This is a genomic window from Staphylococcus sp. HMSC065D05, assembly GCF_001813195.1.
Taxonomy (GTDB): Bacteria; Bacillota; Bacilli; order Staphylococcales; family Staphylococcaceae; genus Staphylococcus; species Staphylococcus epidermidis.
Genome location: NZ_KV811716.1, coordinates 22,631 through 40,964, shown reverse-complemented (window position 1 = coordinate 40,964; position 18,334 = coordinate 22,631). Strand labels below are relative to the sequence as shown.

Genomic DNA, 18,334 nt, shown 5'->3' with positions numbered 1-18,334 from the left:
TTAATTCTACATGAAATTAATTAAAAACGGAAAAATCTTAAAAAACGGTATCCTAAAAGACACAGAAATATTAATCGATGGTAAACGTATTAAACAAATTAGTAGTAAGATAAATGCTTCATCTTCAAATATTGAAGTTATTGATGCAAAAGGAAATTTAATTGCTCCAGGTTTTGTAGATGTTCATGTGCACCTACGTGAACCAGGTGGTGAACATAAAGAAACAATTGAAAGTGGTACAAAAGCCGCTGCAAGAGGTGGTTTTACTACAGTATGTCCTATGCCTAATACAAGACCTGTACCAGATACAGTTGAACATGTTAGAGAATTAAGACAACGAATTTCTGAAACAGCACAAGTTAGGGTGTTGCCTTATGCTGCTATTACTAAGAGACAAGCAGGTACTGAACTTGTTGATTTTGAAAAATTAGCACTAGAAGGTGTGTTTGCATTTACAGATGATGGTGTGGGTGTTCAAACAGCAAGTATGATGTATGCTGCTATGAAGCAAGCTGCAAAAGTTAAAAAACCGATTGTCGCACACTGCGAAGATAATAGCTTAATCTATGGTGGTGCAATGCATAAAGGTAAACGTAGTGAAGAATTAGGCATACCTGGTATTCCAAATATTGCTGAATCTGTACAAATTGCTAGAGATGTACTATTAGCTGAAGCAACTGGTTGTCACTATCATGTGTGCCATGTTTCAACTAAGGAAAGTGTTCGAGTAATCAGAGACGCTAAAAAAGCTGGTATCCATGTAACAGCAGAAGTTACACCACATCATTTATTATTAACTGAAAATGATGTTCCTGGTGATGATTCAAACTACAAAATGAATCCACCATTAAGAAGTAATGAAGATAGAGAAGCACTTTTAGAAGGCTTATTAGATGGAACAATTGATTGTATTGCAACGGATCATGCACCTCACGCTAAAGAAGAAAAAGAACAACCTATGACAAAAGCACCTTTCGGTATCGTAGGTAGTGAAACAGCATTCCCATTACTTTATACACACTTTGTAAGACGAGGTAATTGGTCACTGCAACAATTAGTTGATTATTTCACTATTAAACCAGCTACTATTTTCAACTTAAATTATGGAAAATTACACAAAGATAGTTACGCTGATTTAACAATTATTGATCTAAATACTGAAAAAGAAATCAAAAGTGAAGATTTCTTATCTAAAGCTGATAACACTCCATTTATTGGTGAAAAAGTTTATGGAAATCCAACACTAACAATGCTTAAAGGTGAAGTAGTATTCGAGGAGGAAAAGTAGATGCTTGAAAAACGTTATCTTGTACTGGAAGATGGCTCTTATTACGAAGGATATCGCTTAGGGTCAGATGACTTATCTATAGGCGAAATTGTATTCAACACTGCTATGACGGGGTACCAAGAAACAATCTCTGACCCGTCTTACACAGGTCAAATCATAACTTTTACGTACCCACTAATTGGAAACTATGGTATCAATCGCGATGATTTTGAATCATTAACACCTAAATTAAATGGGGTAGTAGTAAAGGAAGCAAGTACACACCCTAGTAACTTTAGACACCAAAAAACATTACACGAAACACTTGCTCAATATCATATTCCTGGTATATCGGGTGTAGATACTAGAAGTATTACTCGTAAAATTAGAAATCATGGTGTTTTGAGAGCTGGATTTACAGATAATAAAGATAACATTCAGGAACTTGTTGAACAGTTGAAAACTGCTGAGTTACCTATAGATGAAGTTCAAACGGTTTCTACAAAAACACCATATGTATCAACAGGTTCCGATTTAAGTGTCGTTTTACTCGACTTTGGTAAAAAGCAAAATATCGTTCGTGAATTAAATTTACGTGGTTGCAACGTCACAGTTGTACCATATGATACGTCAGCTGAAGAGATTTTAAGTATGTCTCCAGATGGTGTCATGCTATCAAACGGCCCTGGTGATCCAGACGAAGTTGACGTTGCTTTAGATATGATCAGAGGCATATTAGGAAAGATACCATTCTTTGGTATCTGCCTTGGTCATCAACTTTTTGCATTATCGCAAGGCGCAACTTCATTCAAAATGAAATTTGGACATCGTGGTGCGAACCATCCCGTTAAAGATTTAAGAACAGGTAAAATAGATATCACGAGCCAAAATCACGGCTATTCTATTGACCGTGACTCGCTTAAAAATACTGACCTTGAAGTTACACATATTGCTTTAAACGATGGTACTGTTGAAGGACTAAGACATAAAGAACTTCCAGCGTTTTCAGTCCAATATCATCCTGAAGCAAGACCAGGTCCAAGTGATTCTAATTACTTATTTGATGAGTTCATAACAATGATGAAGGATTTCAAAGAAAAGGAGCGTCAAATCAATGCCTAAAAGAGATGATATTCAGACAATTTTAGTAGTCGGTTCAGGCCCAATTATTATTGGACAAGCTGCAGAATTTGACTATGCAGGAACACAAGCTTGTCTAGCATTAAAAGAAGAAGGCTACAGAGTTATTTTAGTTAATTCTAATCCTGCAACAATAATGACAGATAAAGAAATTGCCGATAAGGTGTACATAGAACCATTAACGCACGATTTTATTGCTCGTATTATTAGAAAAGAACAACCAGATGCATTATTACCTACTTTAGGTGGTCAAACTGGGTTGAACATGGCGATTCAACTTCATGATAGTGGCGTGTTAAAAGCTAATAATGTAAAGTTGTTGGGGACAGAGCTAGAGTCTATTCAACAAGCAGAAGATCGTGAAATGTTTAGAACATTAATGAATGATTTAAATGTACCTGTACCAGAAAGCGATATCGTTAATACAGTAGAACAAGCATTTGAATTTAAAGAACAAGTTGGATATCCGTTAATTGTACGTCCTGCATTTACGATGGGGGGTACTGGCGGTGGTATTTGCCATAATGATGCTGAATTAAAAGAAGTTGTTAGTAATGGTTTGCATTATAGCCCTGCTACACAATGTTTAATAGAAAAATCAATTGCAGGTTATAAAGAAATTGAATATGAAGTTATGCGTGATAAAAATGATAACGCCATCGTAGTATGTAATATGGAGAACATAGATCCTGTAGGCATTCATACTGGAGATTCAATCGTTGTTGCACCGAGTCAAACACTATCAGATGTAGAATATCAAATGCTACGAGACGTATCCTTAAAGGTAATTCGTGCTTTAGGTATTGAAGGTGGATGTAATGTGCAACTCGCACTTGACCCGCATTCATTGAATTATTACATCATTGAGGTCAACCCACGTGTGTCTCGTTCATCAGCGTTAGCTTCCAAAGCAACGGGTTATCCTATTGCAAAATTAGCCGCTAAGATTGCCGTAGGTTTAACACTAGATGAAATGCTTAACCCTATTACAGGAACTTCATATGCTGCATTTGAACCCACTTTAGACTATGTTATTTCTAAAATTCCACGTTTCCCATTCGATAAATTCGAAAAAGGTGAACGTGAACTTGGAACTCAAATGAAAGCGACAGGCGAAGTCATGGCAATCGGTCGTACATATGAAGAATCTTTACTGAAAGCCATTCGCTCACTTGAATATGGTGTTCATCATTTAGGTTTACCAAATGGAGAAAGTTATGAATTAGATTACATTAAAGAGCGTATCGGACATCAAGATGATGAAAGATTGTTCTTTATCGGAGAAGCTATTCGTAGAGGAACATCTCTTGAAGAACTTCATAATATGACAAAAATTGACTATTTCTTCCTAAATAAGTTCCAAAACATTATTGATATTGAGCATGAACTTAAAAATCATCAAGGCGATTTAGAGTATTTAAAATACGCTAAAGATTATGGCTTTAGTGACAAAGTGATTGCTCATCGATGGGATATGGAAGAAAAAGATATATATCAACTACGTATGAGTCAAAATATTAAACCAGTTTATAAAATGGTTGATACATGTGCAGCTGAATTTGAATCCACAACGCCGTACTATTATGGTACGTATGAAGATGAAAATGAATCTATAGTAACTGATAAAGAGAAAATTCTAGTACTAGGTTCAGGACCAATTAGAATTGGCCAAGGTGTTGAATTCGATTATGCAACTGTACATGCAGTATGGGCGATTCAAAATGCTGGTTACGAAGCTATTATTGTGAATAATAATCCGGAGACTGTATCTACTGACTTTTCAATTTCTGACAAATTATATTTTGAACCACTTACAGAAGAAGATGTCATGAATATCATTAACTTAGAACAACCTAAAGGTGTTGTAGTACAATTTGGTGGTCAAACAGCAATAAACTTAGCCGATAAATTAGCACAGCATGGTGTTAAAATTCTTGGAACATCATTAGAAGATTTAAATCGAGCTGAGGATAGAAAAGAATTTGAAGCGCTATTACGTGAAATATCTGTACCTCAGCCACAAGGGAAAACTGCTACATCACCTAAAGAAGCTCTTAAAAATGCAAGAGAAATAGGTTATCCGGTTGTAGTTCGTCCTTCATACGTGCTTGGTGGCCGTGCAATGGAGATTGTTGATAATGATCAAGAGCTTGAAAATTATATGACTCAAGCTGTTAAAGCAAGTCCAGAACATCCTGTATTGGTAGACCGCTATTTAACAGGAAAAGAGATAGAAGTGGATGCTATTTCAGATGGGGAGACTGTCGTAATTCCAGGAATTATGGAACATATAGAGCGTGCAGGTGTTCACAGTGGAGATTCTATTGCAGTTTATCCGCCACAAACACTGACTCAAGACGAAATTAATACACTTGAAGACTACACAATTAAATTGGCAAAAGGTTTAAATATTAAAGGTCTTATTAACATTCAATTTGTCATAGCTCACGACGGTGTCTATGTGTTAGAAGTTAATCCGCGCTCAAGCCGTACGGTACCATTCTTAAGTAAAATTACTGATATTCAAATGGCTCAATTAGCGATGCGTGCAATTATGGGTGAAACGCTTGCTGAAATGGGGTACAAGCAAGGTATCCAACCTTATTCTGAAGGCGTATATGTTAAAGCACCCGTATTTAGTTTTAATAAATTAAAAAATGTAGATATTACGCTTGGACCAGAGATGAAGTCTACAGGTGAAGTTATGGGTAAAGACCTTACACTTGAAAAAGCGCTATACAAAGGTCTCACTGGTAGCGGATTTGAAGTGAAAGATCATGGTACAGTATTGATGACTGTAAGTGATAAAGATAAAGATGAAATAGTCAAGATTGCACATCGATTAAATGAAATAGGCTACAAAATATTGGCGACTCGTGGAACAGCACAAAAGTTAAAAGATCATAATATTCCAGTTGAGGTCGTAGGTAAAATCGGTGGCGAGGATGATCTACTGACACGAATTCAAAATGGAGAAGTGCAAATTGTCATTAATACTATGACAAAAGGAAAAGAAATCGAACGAGATGGTTTCCAAATTCGACGTACAACAGTTGAAAATGGTGTGCCTTGTTTAACATCATTAGATACTGCCAGTGCTTTAACAAATGTCATTGAAAGCATGACGTTTACTATGAGAAATGTATAATCTTAATGATAGAAGTTAAAAGGAGAAGATGAGTGTGAGAAATCTACCCATTATAGCATTAGATTTTAAATCAGCAGACGAGGTTCATACATTTTTAAATAAGTTTAATGAACCGTTATGCGTCAAAATTGGGATGGAGTTATTTTATCAAACAGGGCCAGCTTTAATTAAATCCATTAAAAAAAGAGGTCATGATATCTTTTTAGATTTAAAATTACATGACATACCTAATACTGTGAGCAAAGCAATGGAAGGCTTAGCACGTTTAGACATTGATTTAGTCAATGTTCATGCTGCCGGTGGTATTAAAATGATGGAAGAAGCTAAAAAAGGGTTAAGAAAACATAATGCTGATATTAAAATCATTGCAGTTACTCAATTAACTTCAACTACTGAAAGACAATTACATGAAGAACAAAATATTCAAACCTCTATAGAGGAGGCAGTTCTAAATTATGCGCGTCTTACTAAAAAAGCTGGATTAGACGGTGTCGTATGTTCTCCTCTTGAGGCTAAGATGATTTCTAAAGAACTAGGTTCTGACTTTTTAAAAGTGACACCAGGTATTCGCCCGAAAGGCGCAGCTCGTAATGATCAACAACGAATTACAACACCTGAGGAAGCTAAAACTTTGGGGTCAACACATATCGTAGTAGGTCGACCTATCACTCAAAGTGAGCATCCAATTGACAGTTATCATAAAATAAAAGAAAGTTGGTTAAGTTAAATGGCTAAAAATATTGCTAAAGCATTATTAGACATAGAGGCAGTTTCATTATCTCCAAATGATTTATTTACTTGGAGCTCAGGAATTAAATCGCCTATTTATTGTGATAATCGAATAACTTTAGGGTACCCTGAAGTGCGTAATGCGATTAGAGATGGGTTAATTCAATTAATTAAAGAACATTTTTCTAACGTTGAAATTATCTCGGGTACGGCCACTGCTGGTATCCCTCATGCAGCTTACATTTCAGAAAAAATGGAATTACCTATGAATTACGTTAGATCAAAAAGTAAAAGCCATGGTAAACAAAACCAAATAGAAGGTGCAAAAAGCGAGAATAAAAATGTCGTTGTAGTCGAGGATTTAATTTCTACTGGAGGTTCTTCGATTACAGCTGTCGAAGCATTGGAAGAAGCGGGAGCTAATGTGCTTGGAGTCGTTGCTATATTCACATATGGTCTTGCAAAAGCAGACGAGACATTTAATAAGGCTCATATTCCGTTTTATACTTTAAGTGATTATAATGAGCTTATAGAAGTTGCGAAAGATGATGGGAAAATCTCTTTAAATGACATCCAAACATTAGTTGATTGGCGAGATAACTTATCGTAATATATGAATGGTGAGGGGGCGTCTAATGGAACAAAACAATGATAATAATCATCTTTATACTTTAATAAAACATTGTAATGAGTTTCTTTATAGACGAGATGATTATAGAATTCCATCTTATTCTCAATCAGACCATTCTAGTAAAGAAAATATTTCAAAAACAATGAATGATGAAGTATTTAAACATTCAATTGAAATTTTTAAACGTGCCAAGAAAAATTTAAATCATTAACTATAAATCGATATTGTAAAAACACTCCAAAAGTGATGAATCAATTAACTTTTGGAGTGTTTTTTATGAATTAACTGCGAAATCATAGTAAATTTTTTATTAAAAAGTCAGAATGAATTGTGGAAATAAGCTGAGAAGAAAAATCACGAGAGTATTCTAATTCATCGTACAATTGTACTTTACCTTCAATGCATATTTGAAATAATGATATTCAAATCAAGAAATTCTACACGCATCATTTACGATAAAACAAAGGTTATAATAATTTCCCAAAATTAACGTATAAACATCTTAGTCATTAGCCATCCTATTAATAGAACTAATGCAAATATTAATAATGGTACACCATAATGTATGAGCATAACAACGCCTCCAATCTTAATCGAACTATCAATCAAATTAAGAATCAAACTATATTAAAGTTCTAATTTTTTACATCCTATATAACTACATTCTACAATGAAAGTATATACATGTTAAAATAATAAGTAAGATTGATTTTTAAATAACAAGAATACGATATAAAAGAAGGAGTAGCATATGGACATACCAAAAATTACGACGTTTTTAATGTTTAATGATGAAGCTGAAGAAGCAATTCAATTATACACAAGTTTATTTGAAGATAGTGAAATTATTACAATGGTGAAGTATGGCGAAGAAGGACCGGGCACGCCTGGCTCAGTGCAACACTCCATCTTTACGTTAAATGGCCAAGTATTTATGGCGATAGATGCAAATAGTGGGGAAGAGTTGCCTATGAATCCGGCAATGTCACTATATGTCACTGTTAAGGATACTATGGAGATGGAACGTTTATTTAATGGTTTGAAAAGTGAGGGTGCCATTTTAATGCCTAAAACAGAAATGCCACCATTTAGAGAGTTTGCATGGGTTCAAGATAAATTTGGCGTGAGTTTTCAACTTGCTTTACCAGAAAACAAATAGATTAAAAAGGACAGCAGAATGTTGAATGATATGTGCATTCAATTCTGCTGTCTTTTTTTATGTTATGATTCTTTCATTTGTTGAATATGATCATAATCAGGTGTTGCAAATAGGGTCTTTTGGTTGTCATATGTCACGAATCCAGGTTTTGCCCCAGAAGGTTTATGAACGTGTCTAATTTCCGTATAATCTACAGGAATTTGAGCTGAACTACCAGCTTTAGAGAAATACCCAGCTAGCATTGCCGCTTCTTTAATCGTTGTTTCGCTTGGACTCTCATTGAGTATGACAACATGAGATCCTGGAATATCTTTTGTATGGAACCATAAATGATTTTTATGTGCCTTTTTATTGGTAAGATAATCATTTTGTTTATTATTTTTACCTACTAATATCGTATCTCCATCAGTAGAATGATACGTTTGAAGTTGAATTTTAGACTGCTTTTTCTTTTTACTCTGTTTTCTTTGCTTCATGAATCCCTGTTCAGCAAGTTCGTCGCGAATATCATCGATATCATCAACGGTAATGTGCTTTAACTGTTGCTCAATATTATCAAAGTAATCAATATTCTCTTTAGTCAGTTTAATCTGATGAGTCAATTCGTGCTCTCGTGTTTTCATACGGTTATATTGTTTATAATAGTATTGAGCGTTAGTTGATGGCGATTTTGTAGGGTTAAGTGGAATCTTTACTTCTTCACCAGTATAGTAATTCAACGCTATAACAGAATCGTCACCTTGTTGAATACGATATATATTAGCTGTGATCAACTCTCCATATAATTGCTGAGTTTCTTTGTTTTTAGCACTTTCATACTCATCGATAAGTTTACTCAATTTATTTTGTTGTTTTTGCAGTTGCTGTTGTACAAATCTGACTAAATCATTTGCACGTTGTTTTACTCTTTCTCTCTCACCACGTGCATCATAAAAGCGATCCAATAGTTCATGAAGTGAATGATACTCAACTATATCATCATAGAATTGATTAAGTTTCATGAAATAGAAATCCTCTTTACCTGTTTCATGATTTTTATGAAAGACAGGAGTAGATGCCGATTTGGTTTCGGCCATGACTTCATCAAAAGCATCAGGTAATGTTTCTTGAGTCATAAATTGACGACGATTCACAATTTCATTAGCGATTAGTGGACTAAAGCCCTCACATATATTAAGTAATTGCTTGGCAATCTTTCCAGCATTAAAGTCAATATATTTTAATACCTCTTGCCCTGTTAATTCATAAGGATTGATTTTATTTTGATTTGGTGGTGCTTCATATTTGAAGCCAGGCATAACGGTTCTGTACTGATTTGTGTTAGGAGTTAGATGTTTAAACCCTTCGATGATTTTACGTTGATCATCGACAAGGATAAGGTTACTATGTTTACCCATTATTTCCAATATAATAGTTCTATATATTGTATCACCAATTTCATCTTTACTTTCGATATCAATCTCTATACGTCTATCGTTACCAACCTGTCGAATTGCTTTTATGAAGCCTCCCTCAAGGTGTTTACGGAAAACTCTTGCAAACATTGGTGGTGTAAATGGATTGTCGTATTTCTTAGTAGTTAATTGTAAACGAGAGAAACTAGGATGAATCGATAGAAGTAGTTGATGATTTTTACGATTTTGTCTAATTACAATAATTATTGTGTCATTTTCTGGTTGATTTATTTTATGAATTCGGCCTGAGACTAAACCCTGTAATGATTCAATCATTTTTTTAGTAAATAAGCCATCATATGCCATAATTATCTGCCACCTTATACTTTTTCATTCATCATATTGTAACATGCGTAAAGTGAGAGGTCATGATTAAAGACTGTAAATTATTTTAAAGTTGAATATTCTTAATTTTTAAAGCAATTTATAAAGGTGAAATGAAGTGCATAAAAATATTAAAAATATGACGAAATAAGATGAATTTGACTCTATAACAAAGTACGGCTATACATATATCGTAGCAATATGATATTATATTTAAATAATAGAAGAATAGCTTAGAGAGGTCGTAAGGCATGGATAAGGAAAAAGGACTGTTAATTGTTCTTTCAGGCCCTTCAGGTGTTGGAAAGGGAACTGTTAGAAAAAAGATATTTGAAGACCCAACTACTTCATATAAGTATTCTATATCAATGACAACACGTCATATGCGTGAAGGTGAAATTGATGGTGTAGATTACTTCTTCAAAACAAAGGAAGAATTTGAGGCGTTAATTAAAGACGACCAGTTTATTGAGTATGCACAATATGTAGGTAATTACTATGGTACACCTGTACAATATGTAAAGGATACTATGGAAGAAGGTCATGACGTCTTTTTAGAAATCGAAGTTGAAGGTGCTAAGCAAGTAAGAAAGAAATTTCCAGATGCTTTGTTCATATTTTTAGCGCCTCCAAGTTTAGATGACTTGAGAGAACGTCTTGTTGGTAGAGGAACTGAATCAGATGAAAAGATTCAAAGCCGTGTGAACGAGGCGCGAAAAGAAGTAGAAATGATGAATTTATACGACTACGTTGTAGTTAACGACGAGGTTGAACTCGCTAAGAATCGAATTCAGTCAATTGTTGAAGCTGAGCATTTAAAAAGAGAGCGAATCGAAGCTAAATATAGAAAAATGTTACTGGAGGTCAAAAAATAATGTTAAATCCACCGTTAAACCAACTTACTGCAAAGGTGAATTCAAAATATCTTATTGCCACTACGGCGGCTAAAAGAGCACGTGAATTAGATGAAAGACGCGAAACAGCGCTTTTAGATCAGTACCAATCAGCTAAACCTGTTGGAAAAGCTTTAGAAGAAATTGCTGATGGTAAAATAGAACCTGTTGTACCGAAAGAATATTTAGGATAAAGTTTTATTTATATTGGTAGAGCCTGGGACATAAAAATTGTCCTAGGTTTTTTAATTACTAGTAACATACAAAATAGTTGAATAGCGCTTAAAACAAGCTTGAAATCTGACTAAAATTCTTTGTCCAACTTGAAAGTTACATTTAGTAATAGTCACTTTTTTAATTTAATGATTAATTTGTGTATAATAATTATAAATATGTCGTCAATGAATCTGAAACATAAATGACTAGTTTTAGCCATTAAATCTCTTCGCAGTAGATTGACTACCCTGAAAATATACTTAAAATAAAACGTGTCAGGGTCTGAGTTTCTGTTATGAAAATTTTGTTAGATTCTCTATTTAAAGTCATATTGCGACAGGGTGGGATAATGAATTTATTATGAATTCTATTCCGCTCTCTTTTTACGAAGGATGCGCTTTTGCATAGCCAAAGTTGCCTTTAAATTTGATAATTAATAGATAACACATAACTAAATTATTCCGTTCCATTTCTAATTTAGGCGTATCGATAAAGTATTAAAGGAGAATATAAATAATGAAACATATTTTATTAGCTGTTACAGGCGGTATCGCAGCATATAAAGCAATTGATTTAACAAGTAAATTAATACAATCCGGCTATGATGTAAGAGTTATGCTATCTGATCATGCTCAAGAGTTTGTTACTCCACTAGCTTTTCAAGCAATCAGTAGAAATCCTGTTTACACAAATACATTTAAAGAAGAAAATCCTGAAGAGATTCAACATGTATCATTAGGAGACTGGGCAGATGCGATTATAGTCGCGCCAGCAACTGCTAATACTATCGCAAAATTAAGTGTTGGAATTGCTGATGATTTAATTACTTCTACATTACTTGCTACAACAACACCAAAATTCGTTGCACCCGCAATGAATGTAAATATGTATAACAATCCGCGTACTAAGCATAATATGAAAGTGCTAAGTCAAGACGGATATTATTTTATTGAACCTGGTAGTGGCTATTTAGCATGCGGTTATGTAGCAAAAGGACGAATGGAAGAACCCATGCAAATCCTATCTGTTATTAATAAATTTTTTACTCAACAGGAGAATGTTGTAAAAAGCTCTTTTTACGGAAAGCACGCATTAGTTACCGCTGGGCCTACAGTTGAAGTTATTGATCCAGTTCGATACGTATCAAATCGTTCATCAGGAAAAATGGGATATGCTATAGCTGAAGCATTACGAGATAAGGGGGCAATCGTAACTTTAATTAGTGGTCCTACCCACTTATCTCTACCGGAAGGGATTAATGTTGTTAAAGTTGAGAGTGCAGAGGATATGTTTCAAGCTGTAACCGAACGCTTTGCGAAACAAGATATAGTGATTAAAGCAGCGGCGGTGTCTGACTATACACCAATGGACATACTTGAACATAAATTAAAAAAACAAGAAGGAGGATTATCTGTTCAATTTAAGCGTACTAAGGATATTTTAAAATACTTAGGAGAAAATAAAACGCACCAATATCTTGTTGGTTTTGCTGCTGAAACACAAAATATTGAACAGTATGCTCTAGACAAACTCAAAAGAAAAAATGCAGATGTTATCATTTCGAACAATGTAGGTGATACATCAATAGGCTTTAGTTCAGATGACAATGAATTAACTATGCATTTTAAAAATAATGAAAAAGTAAATATTAAGAAAGGGAAAAAATCAGCTTTAGCACATCAAATTATAGAAATTTTAGAAACTAGGTGGTAGTAATGATTGCAAAAGTAATTGTTGATATTCCGTCGAAAAGTGTCGATTTTAAATTTGATTATATTGTTCCTAAAAATTTAGAACGTGTAATTCAAATAGGCGTTCGTGTTGTGGTACCTTTTGGTCCTAGAACTATACAAGGATACGTCATGAATATTCAACAAGAACCAGATGGAAATATGGATATATCAAAACTAAAAGAAATAAAAGAAGTGCGTGATATTAAACCTGAATTAACATCCGAACTGATTCAATTAAGCGAATGGATGAGCCATTATCATGTGATGAAACGTATTTCTGTTTTAGAAGCGATGTTGCCAAGTGCCATTAAAGCAAAGTATAAGAAAGCTTTTTCAATCATCGATACAAAAAATATATCTTCAAAAACCAGAGCGCTATTTAACAATGACGGTTATTACTTATATAAAGAAGCTCAGCAAAACAATGATTTAGAAGAAATGTTGACTTTGTTAAATCAAGGATTGATTGAAGAGATCACGATACTTTCTCAAAACACAAAAAAGAAAACTCAAAAAGCTGTTGGCGTAGTTAATACGTTGAATGGTGATGAAGTACTTGCAAAACTCGAGAAATATACAAAACAATATGATTTGTATGCATTTTTATTAGAAGAGTCTCATCGAACAGTGTTTTTAAAAGAAATCAATGATATGGGTTTCTCTCACTCGAGTTTAGATTCTTTAATCAAAAAAGGTTATATTGAAAAATATACCGCCGAGGTTTTTAGAGATCCTTATGCAAATCGTATATTTGAACAAGAACAAAAGAGGATATTAACTAAAGAACAGCAAGATGCATTTGAAGCTATTAAACATTATATTCATGATGAAAAAGAAAGAACATTTTTATTACACGGAGTCACAGGTTCAGGTAAAACCGAAGTCTATCTTCAAACAATAGAGGAAGTTCTTAATAAAGGTAAAGAAGCCATGATGTTAGTGCCGGAAATCGCCTTAACACCTCAGATGGTGCTAAGATTTAAACGTCGATTTGGAGATGATGTAGCGGTATTACATTCCGGACTTTCAAAAGGTGAACGTTATGATGAGTGGCAAAAAATTAGAGACGGTCGAGCTCGAGTGAGTGTAGGTGCTCGTTCAAGTATTTTCGCACCGTTTAAAAATTTAGGCATCATTATTATTGATGAAGAACATGAATCTACATATAAACAAGAAGATTATCCCAGATATCATGCGCGTGATATTGCACAATGGAGAAGTCAATTTCATCATTGTCCTGTCGTTTTAGGTAGCGCAACACCTAGCCTTGAATCATATGCTAGAGCAGAAAAAAATGTTTATGAATTGTTGTCATTGCCACATAGAGTCAATCAACAAGCGTTACCGCATATTGATATTATAGATATGAGAGAAGAATTGAGTGAAGGTAACCGTTCCATGTTTTCTATAGCACTAAGACAAGCGATACAAGAACGGTTGGATAAAAAAGAACAAATAGTACTATTCTTAAATAGAAGGGGATATGCTTCATTTATGTTATGCAGAGATTGTGGATACGTTCCCCAATGCCCCCATTGTGATATTTCGTTAACATATCATAAAACAACCGATCAATTAAAATGTCATTACTGTGGTTATCAAGAAAATCCACCTTCTCGATGTCCAAATTGTGAAAGTGATCATATCAGACAAGTCGGAACTGGAACGCAACGTGTAGAAGAATTATTACAACAAGAATTCCCTCAAGCTCGTATTATAAGGATGGATGTTGATACAACTTCAAGAAAAGGTGCACATGAGAAATTGTTAAATGACTTTGAAGCAGGAAAAGGAGATATCTTATTAGGTACGCAAATGATTGCTAAAGGTTTGGATTATCCTAACATTACTCTAGTTGGTGTGCTCAATGCTGACACTATGTTAAATTTACCTGACTTTCGTGCCAGTGAACGAACATACCAACTTTTAACTCAGGTATCTGGACGCGCAGGTCGTCATGAAAAAGAAGGCCAAGTTATCATACAAACGTACAATCCTGATCATTATTCAATAAAGGATGTGAAATTAAACGATTATCTCTCTTTTTATCAAAAAGAAATGAATTATCGAAAATTAGGAAAATATCCACCTTACTATTTCTTGATTAACTTTACCATTTCACATACAGATATAAAAAAGGTCATGGTGGCTTCTAAGCATATTCATCAAATTTTAGTACAGCACTTAAGTGAAAAAGCATTCGTGCTAGGTCCTTCACCAGCAGCACTAGCAAGAATTAACAATGAATATCGTTTTCAAATACTAGTAAAATATAAGAGTGAGCCTCAATTACATCAAGCGTTACAATATTTAGATGATTATTATCATGATCAATATGTAAAGGATAAACTATCATTAAAAATTGATATTAATCCACAAATGATGATGTGAATGAAGTGTCAAACATCAAAAAGCCTCAAAATCCATCACTTTAGATGTTTTTTGAGGCTGTTCTTATAAATCAAACTAAGTGCGCCATATGGATATTCAATTGATTTACATTCTGACATTCCCGTTAGCATCGGCAGGTTTGAATAATGTTAAAACTGCACTAATAATTGCTAACACATGCGGGATAGCAGTCCAACAAAATAGAATATGCAATAATCCTTGAATTGGTTTGCCAGCATAAAATTTATGGATGCCAAAACTACCAAGAAAGACTGCTAATAAAATATAAATGACTTTATTAACTTCCATTTATATCAACTCCTTTAGCATAATGCTTTATATATCTTACATTTCTTATTTTATAATTTAATCAAAATTAAGCAATTGTTTTACTTTATAACTTTGATATTTCATTCTAAAGTATGAGGTGAACGAAGAGGAGATAAAGATATAAGCTTACTTTGAAAGGTCGCAATTTCATACTAAGTAAGTTATAATGATATGATGAATTTTAATGAGGAGCCTAAGTGATGACTGTAAAGAAATTAGTAAAATCAACACATCCTATTTTGAATAAAACGATTCAACCTGTAAGCACGTATGATCAAAAACTAAAAGTGTTATTGGAAGATTTGGAAGATACATTATATCATGAGGAAGCCGCTGCAATTAGTGCACCTCAAATTGGAGTAGATCAAAGTGTTGCACTCATCGATATGGAACAAGAAGGGTTATTACAACTTATTAATCCTGGCGTTAAAAGTCAATCTCAAGAGACTGTTTCTGACTTAGAAGGCTCAATCAGTTTACCTCATATATATGGAGAAGTTAAACGTAGCAAAATGATCACTGTACAAAGCTATGATATCAATGGAAATGCAGTTGAATTAACTGCATATGATGATATCGCACGCATGATTTTACATATGATTGATCATCTTAATGGAATTCAATTTACCAAAAGAGCACATCATATATTAAATGAAACTGAAGTGGAGGCGTATTTTGACAATGAGTAAAATCATTTTTATGGGAACACCTGATTTTTCAACGAAAGTTTTAGAGATGTTAATTGCTGAGCATGAAGTTATCGCTGTAGTGACACAACCTGATAGACCAGTAGGACGTAAGAAAGTGATGACACCACCACCAGTAAAAAGAGTAGCTACAAAGCATCAAATACCGGTATACCAGCCTGAAAAACTTAAAGATTCTCAAGAATTAGACGTGTTACTTTCTTTAGAATCAGATTTAATAGTAACGGCTGCGTTCGGTCAACTATTACCAGAGTCCTTACTCAATGCACCTAAATTAGGAGCTATTAACGTCCATGCATCATTGTTACCTAAGTATAGAGGAGGAGCACCTATACATCAGGCTATCATTGATGGTGAGGAAGAAACTGGAATCACGATTATGTATATGGTTAAAAAACTTGATGCAGGTAATATCATCTCGCAACAATCAATTCGTATTGAAGAAGAAGATAATGTTGGTACAATGCATGATAAATTAAGCTTTTTAGGTGCCGAATTATTAAAGAAGACACTTCCTAGTATCATTGATAATACCAATGACAGCATCCCCCAAGATGATGCACTTGCAACATTTGCATCTAATATTCGTCGTGAAGACGAGAGAATTGATTGGAATATGAGTGCACAAGCAATTCATAACCATATTAGAGGACTATCTCCTTGGCCAGTAGCTTATACAACTATGAACGAAAAGAATCTCAAATTATTTAGCGCTTTCATTGTGAAAGGGAAAAAAGGTAATCCAGGAACAATTATTGAAGCTACTAAGCATGAACTCATCATAGCTACTGGTTCTGATGATGCGATCGCACTTACTGAGATTCAACCTGCAGGAAAAAAACGCATGAAAGTTACTGATTATTTAAGTGGTGTACAAGAGTCGTTAGTTGGGAAAGTTCTATTATGATGAAATCAGTGCGAACATATGCATTAGAAACAATCAATGACGTCTTAAATAAAGGTGCTTATAGTAATTTAAAAATTAATGAGGTTCTATCTACAAATAACATTAATACAGTAGATAAAAATTTGTTCACAGAATTAGTATATGGAACACTAAAAAGAAAATACACGTTAGATTATCTACTTAAGCCTTTTATCAAAACTAAAATCAAATCATGGGTACGACAATTACTGTGGATGAGTTTATATCAATATTTATATTTAGATAAAATACCTAACCATGCTATTATTCATGAAGCGGTAGATATAGCAAAGAAACGCGGTGGCTATCACACAGGGAATATAGTCAATGGTATATTACGAACAGTAATGCGCACTGAATTACCAAGCTTTGAAGATATAGATGATACTAAAAAAAGAATTGCAATTCAATACAGTCTTCCCAAATGGATTGTTGATCATTGGGTGACGCATTTTGGAATAGAAAAAACTGAAAACATTGCACAATCTTTTTTAGAGCCTGTAGCTACAACCGTGCGTGCCAATATATCTCGTGGTTCTATTGATTCAATTATCTCTAAGTTAGAACAGGAAGGTTACCATGTTAAAAAAGACGATATGTTACCATTTTGTCTTCATATATCAGGCTTGCCTGTGGTTAATTCAAACGCTTTTAAAGAAGGTTATATCTCTATTCAAGATAAAAGTTCAATGATGGTAGCTTATGTAATGAACCTAGGGCGTGATGACAAAGTTTTAGATGCGTGTAGCGCACCTGGTGGTAAAGCTTGTCATATGGCAGAAATTCTGTCACCAGAAGGTCACGTCGATGCAACAGATATTCATGAACATAAAATAAATCTTATTAAACAAAATATTAAAAAATTGAAATTGAATAATATCAAGGCTTTTCAACATGATGCCACAGAAGTATACGATAAAATGTATGATAAGATTCTTGTTGATGCACCGTGTAGTGGTTTAGGTGTTCTTAGACACAAACCTGAAATTAAATATAGTCAATCACAAAATAGTATTAAGTCTTTAGTAGAATTACAATTACAAATTTTAGAAAATGTTAAAGATAATATTAAACCTGGTGGTACAATAGTGTATTCAACATGTACAATAGAACAAATGGAAAACGAAAATGTCATCTATACTTTTTTAAAGAGACATAAAGATTTTGAATTTGAACCAATCCAAAATCCAGTAACTGGTGAACAAGTTAAAACGTTACAGATACTTCCACAAGATTTTAATTCTGATGGATTCTTTATTAGCAAGATAAAAAGAAAGGAAAGTTAGA

16 protein-coding genes are annotated in these 18,334 nt (G+C 33.9%); 14 read left to right on the top strand and 2 right to left on the bottom strand.

Annotation, left to right across the window (positions count from 1 at the left end; translation table 11 throughout):
* Positions 1 to 10 precede the first annotated feature (10 nt).
* The 7 genes from HMPREF2897_RS00220 to HMPREF2897_RS00190 all read left to right on the top strand — a co-directional run bounded on the left by HMPREF2897_RS00220 (position 11) and on the right by HMPREF2897_RS00190 (position 8,074).
* Positions 11 to 1,288: a dihydroorotase gene (locus HMPREF2897_RS00220; protein ID WP_002446243.1), complete on the top strand. Its 1,278-nt coding sequence runs from the start codon at positions 11 to 13 to the stop codon at positions 1,286 to 1,288.
* The gene (locus HMPREF2897_RS00215) at positions 1,289 to 2,389 is read left to right on the top strand and encodes a carbamoyl phosphate synthase small subunit (protein ID WP_070592401.1); all 1,101 of its coding nucleotides are present in this window, start codon (positions 1,289 to 1,291) and stop codon (positions 2,387 to 2,389) included.
* On the top strand, positions 2,382 to 5,555 hold the full coding sequence (carB, locus tag HMPREF2897_RS00210) for a carbamoyl-phosphate synthase large subunit (protein WP_070592400.1): 3,174 nt from the start codon (positions 2,382 to 2,384) through the stop codon (positions 5,553 to 5,555). Before HMPREF2897_RS00215 ends, carB begins: the two co-directional genes overlap by 8 nt.
* 34 nt (positions 5,556 to 5,589) lie before the next feature.
* Entirely contained in the window at positions 5,590 to 6,282 is a 693-nt protein-coding gene (gene pyrF / locus HMPREF2897_RS00205; protein WP_002457397.1) for an orotidine-5'-phosphate decarboxylase, read from the top strand.
* The gene (pyrE, locus tag HMPREF2897_RS00200) at positions 6,283 to 6,894 is read left to right on the top strand and encodes an orotate phosphoribosyltransferase (RefSeq protein WP_002446247.1); all 612 of its coding nucleotides are present in this window, start codon (positions 6,283 to 6,285) and stop codon (positions 6,892 to 6,894) included.
* Between the two features lie 25 nt (positions 6,895 to 6,919).
* Positions 6,920 to 7,126 carry a hypothetical protein gene (locus HMPREF2897_RS00195; RefSeq protein WP_002475937.1) on the top strand — a complete coding sequence of 69 codons (207 nt, stop codon included), beginning with the start codon at positions 6,920 to 6,922 and terminating at the stop codon, positions 7,124 to 7,126.
* A 540-nt stretch (positions 7,127 to 7,666) separates the two neighbouring features.
* Positions 7,667 to 8,074, top strand: coding sequence for a VOC family protein (locus HMPREF2897_RS00190; protein ID WP_002446249.1), 408 nt, complete (start codon positions 7,667 to 7,669; stop codon positions 8,072 to 8,074).
* Between the two features lie 62 nt (positions 8,075 to 8,136).
* On the opposite strand, the gene HMPREF2897_RS00185 is transcribed toward HMPREF2897_RS00190, so the two are convergent.
* Complete coding sequence (locus HMPREF2897_RS00185; RefSeq protein WP_002457392.1) at positions 8,137 to 9,834, bottom strand: Rqc2 family fibronectin-binding protein; 1,698 nt, start codon at positions 9,832 to 9,834, stop codon at positions 8,137 to 8,139.
* A 269-nt stretch (positions 9,835 to 10,103) separates the two neighbouring features.
* On the opposite strand from HMPREF2897_RS00185, the gene gmk reads away from it, so the two are divergent.
* From gmk to priA, 4 genes are all read left to right on the top strand, one after another.
* Positions 10,104 to 10,727, top strand: coding sequence for a guanylate kinase (gene gmk, locus HMPREF2897_RS00180; RefSeq protein WP_002446251.1), 624 nt, complete (start codon positions 10,104 to 10,106; stop codon positions 10,725 to 10,727).
* Complete coding sequence (gene rpoZ / locus HMPREF2897_RS00175; protein ID WP_002446252.1) at positions 10,727 to 10,939, top strand: DNA-directed RNA polymerase subunit omega; 213 nt, start codon at positions 10,727 to 10,729, stop codon at positions 10,937 to 10,939. The genes gmk and rpoZ overlap by 1 nt, the downstream gene beginning before the upstream one ends.
* A gap of 538 nt (positions 10,940 to 11,477) precedes the next feature.
* On the top strand, positions 11,478 to 12,674 hold the full coding sequence (gene coaBC / locus HMPREF2897_RS00170) for a bifunctional phosphopantothenoylcysteine decarboxylase/phosphopantothenate--cysteine ligase CoaBC (RefSeq protein WP_070592398.1): 1,197 nt from the start codon (positions 11,478 to 11,480) through the stop codon (positions 12,672 to 12,674).
* Positions 12,675 to 12,676: 2 nt separating this feature from the next.
* Positions 12,677 to 15,085 carry a primosomal protein N' gene (gene priA / locus HMPREF2897_RS00165; RefSeq protein WP_002446254.1) on the top strand — a complete coding sequence of 803 codons (2,409 nt, stop codon included), beginning with the start codon at positions 12,677 to 12,679 and terminating at the stop codon, positions 15,083 to 15,085.
* 105 nt (positions 15,086 to 15,190) lie between these two features.
* On the opposite strand, the gene HMPREF2897_RS00160 is transcribed toward priA, so the two are convergent.
* Positions 15,191 to 15,394 (bottom strand): TM2 domain-containing protein, encoded by a 204-nt coding sequence (locus HMPREF2897_RS00160; protein ID WP_001830141.1) that lies wholly within the window; start codon positions 15,392 to 15,394, stop codon positions 15,191 to 15,193.
* Between the two features lie 221 nt (positions 15,395 to 15,615).
* Here HMPREF2897_RS00160 and HMPREF2897_RS00155 point away from each other — a divergent pair, with 221 nt between their 5' ends.
* From HMPREF2897_RS00155 to rsmB, 3 genes are read left to right on the top strand one after another with little or no spacing between them, the layout of a single operon-like run.
* Entirely contained in the window at positions 15,616 to 16,104 is a 489-nt protein-coding gene (locus HMPREF2897_RS00155; protein ID WP_070592396.1) for a peptide deformylase, read from the top strand.
* On the top strand, positions 16,097 to 17,029 hold the full coding sequence (fmt, locus tag HMPREF2897_RS00150; RefSeq protein ID WP_002446256.1) for a methionyl-tRNA formyltransferase: 933 nt from the start codon (positions 16,097 to 16,099) through the stop codon (positions 17,027 to 17,029). The genes HMPREF2897_RS00155 and fmt overlap by 8 nt, the downstream gene beginning before the upstream one ends.
* Positions 17,026 to 18,333, top strand: a complete 1,308-nt coding sequence (gene rsmB, locus HMPREF2897_RS00145; RefSeq protein ID WP_002446257.1) for a 16S rRNA (cytosine(967)-C(5))-methyltransferase RsmB — start codon at positions 17,026 to 17,028, stop codon at positions 18,331 to 18,333. Before fmt ends, rsmB begins: the two co-directional genes overlap by 4 nt.
* Position 18,334: the final 1 nt, after the last annotated feature.

Bases quoted from the DNA above. Each gene is read 5' to 3' on its own strand.
- coaBC (WP_070592398.1), top strand. From the start codon at position 11,478: ATGAAACATATTTTATTAGCTGTTACAGGCGGTATCGCAGCATATAAA.
- rpoZ (WP_002446252.1), top strand. From the start codon at position 10,727: ATGTTAAATCCACCGTTAAACCAACTTACTGCAAAGGTGAATTCAAAA.
- HMPREF2897_RS00190 (WP_002446249.1), top strand. From the start codon at position 7,667: ATGGACATACCAAAAATTACGACGTTTTTAATGTTTAATGATGAAGCT.
- HMPREF2897_RS00220 (WP_002446243.1), top strand. From the start codon at position 11: ATGAAATTAATTAAAAACGGAAAAATCTTAAAAAACGGTATCCTAAAA.
- pyrE (WP_002446247.1), top strand. From the start codon at position 6,283: ATGGCTAAAAATATTGCTAAAGCATTATTAGACATAGAGGCAGTTTCA.
- HMPREF2897_RS00160 (WP_001830141.1), bottom strand. From the start codon at position 15,394: ATGGAAGTTAATAAAGTCATTTATATTTTATTAGCAGTCTTTCTTGGT.
- priA (WP_002446254.1), top strand. From the start codon at position 12,677: ATGATTGCAAAAGTAATTGTTGATATTCCGTCGAAAAGTGTCGATTTT.
- rsmB (WP_002446257.1), top strand. From the start codon at position 17,026: ATGATGAAATCAGTGCGAACATATGCATTAGAAACAATCAATGACGTC.
- HMPREF2897_RS00215 (WP_070592401.1), top strand. From the start codon at position 1,289: ATGCTTGAAAAACGTTATCTTGTACTGGAAGATGGCTCTTATTACGAA.
- fmt (WP_002446256.1), top strand. From the start codon at position 16,097: ATGAGTAAAATCATTTTTATGGGAACACCTGATTTTTCAACGAAAGTT.
- carB (WP_070592400.1), top strand. From the start codon at position 2,382: ATGCCTAAAAGAGATGATATTCAGACAATTTTAGTAGTCGGTTCAGGC.
- HMPREF2897_RS00185 (WP_002457392.1), bottom strand. From the start codon at position 9,834: ATGGCATATGATGGCTTATTTACTAAAAAAATGATTGAATCATTACAG.
- gmk (WP_002446251.1), top strand. From the start codon at position 10,104: ATGGATAAGGAAAAAGGACTGTTAATTGTTCTTTCAGGCCCTTCAGGT.
- HMPREF2897_RS00155 (WP_070592396.1), top strand. From the start codon at position 15,616: ATGACTGTAAAGAAATTAGTAAAATCAACACATCCTATTTTGAATAAA.
- HMPREF2897_RS00195 (WP_002475937.1), top strand. From the start codon at position 6,920: ATGGAACAAAACAATGATAATAATCATCTTTATACTTTAATAAAACAT.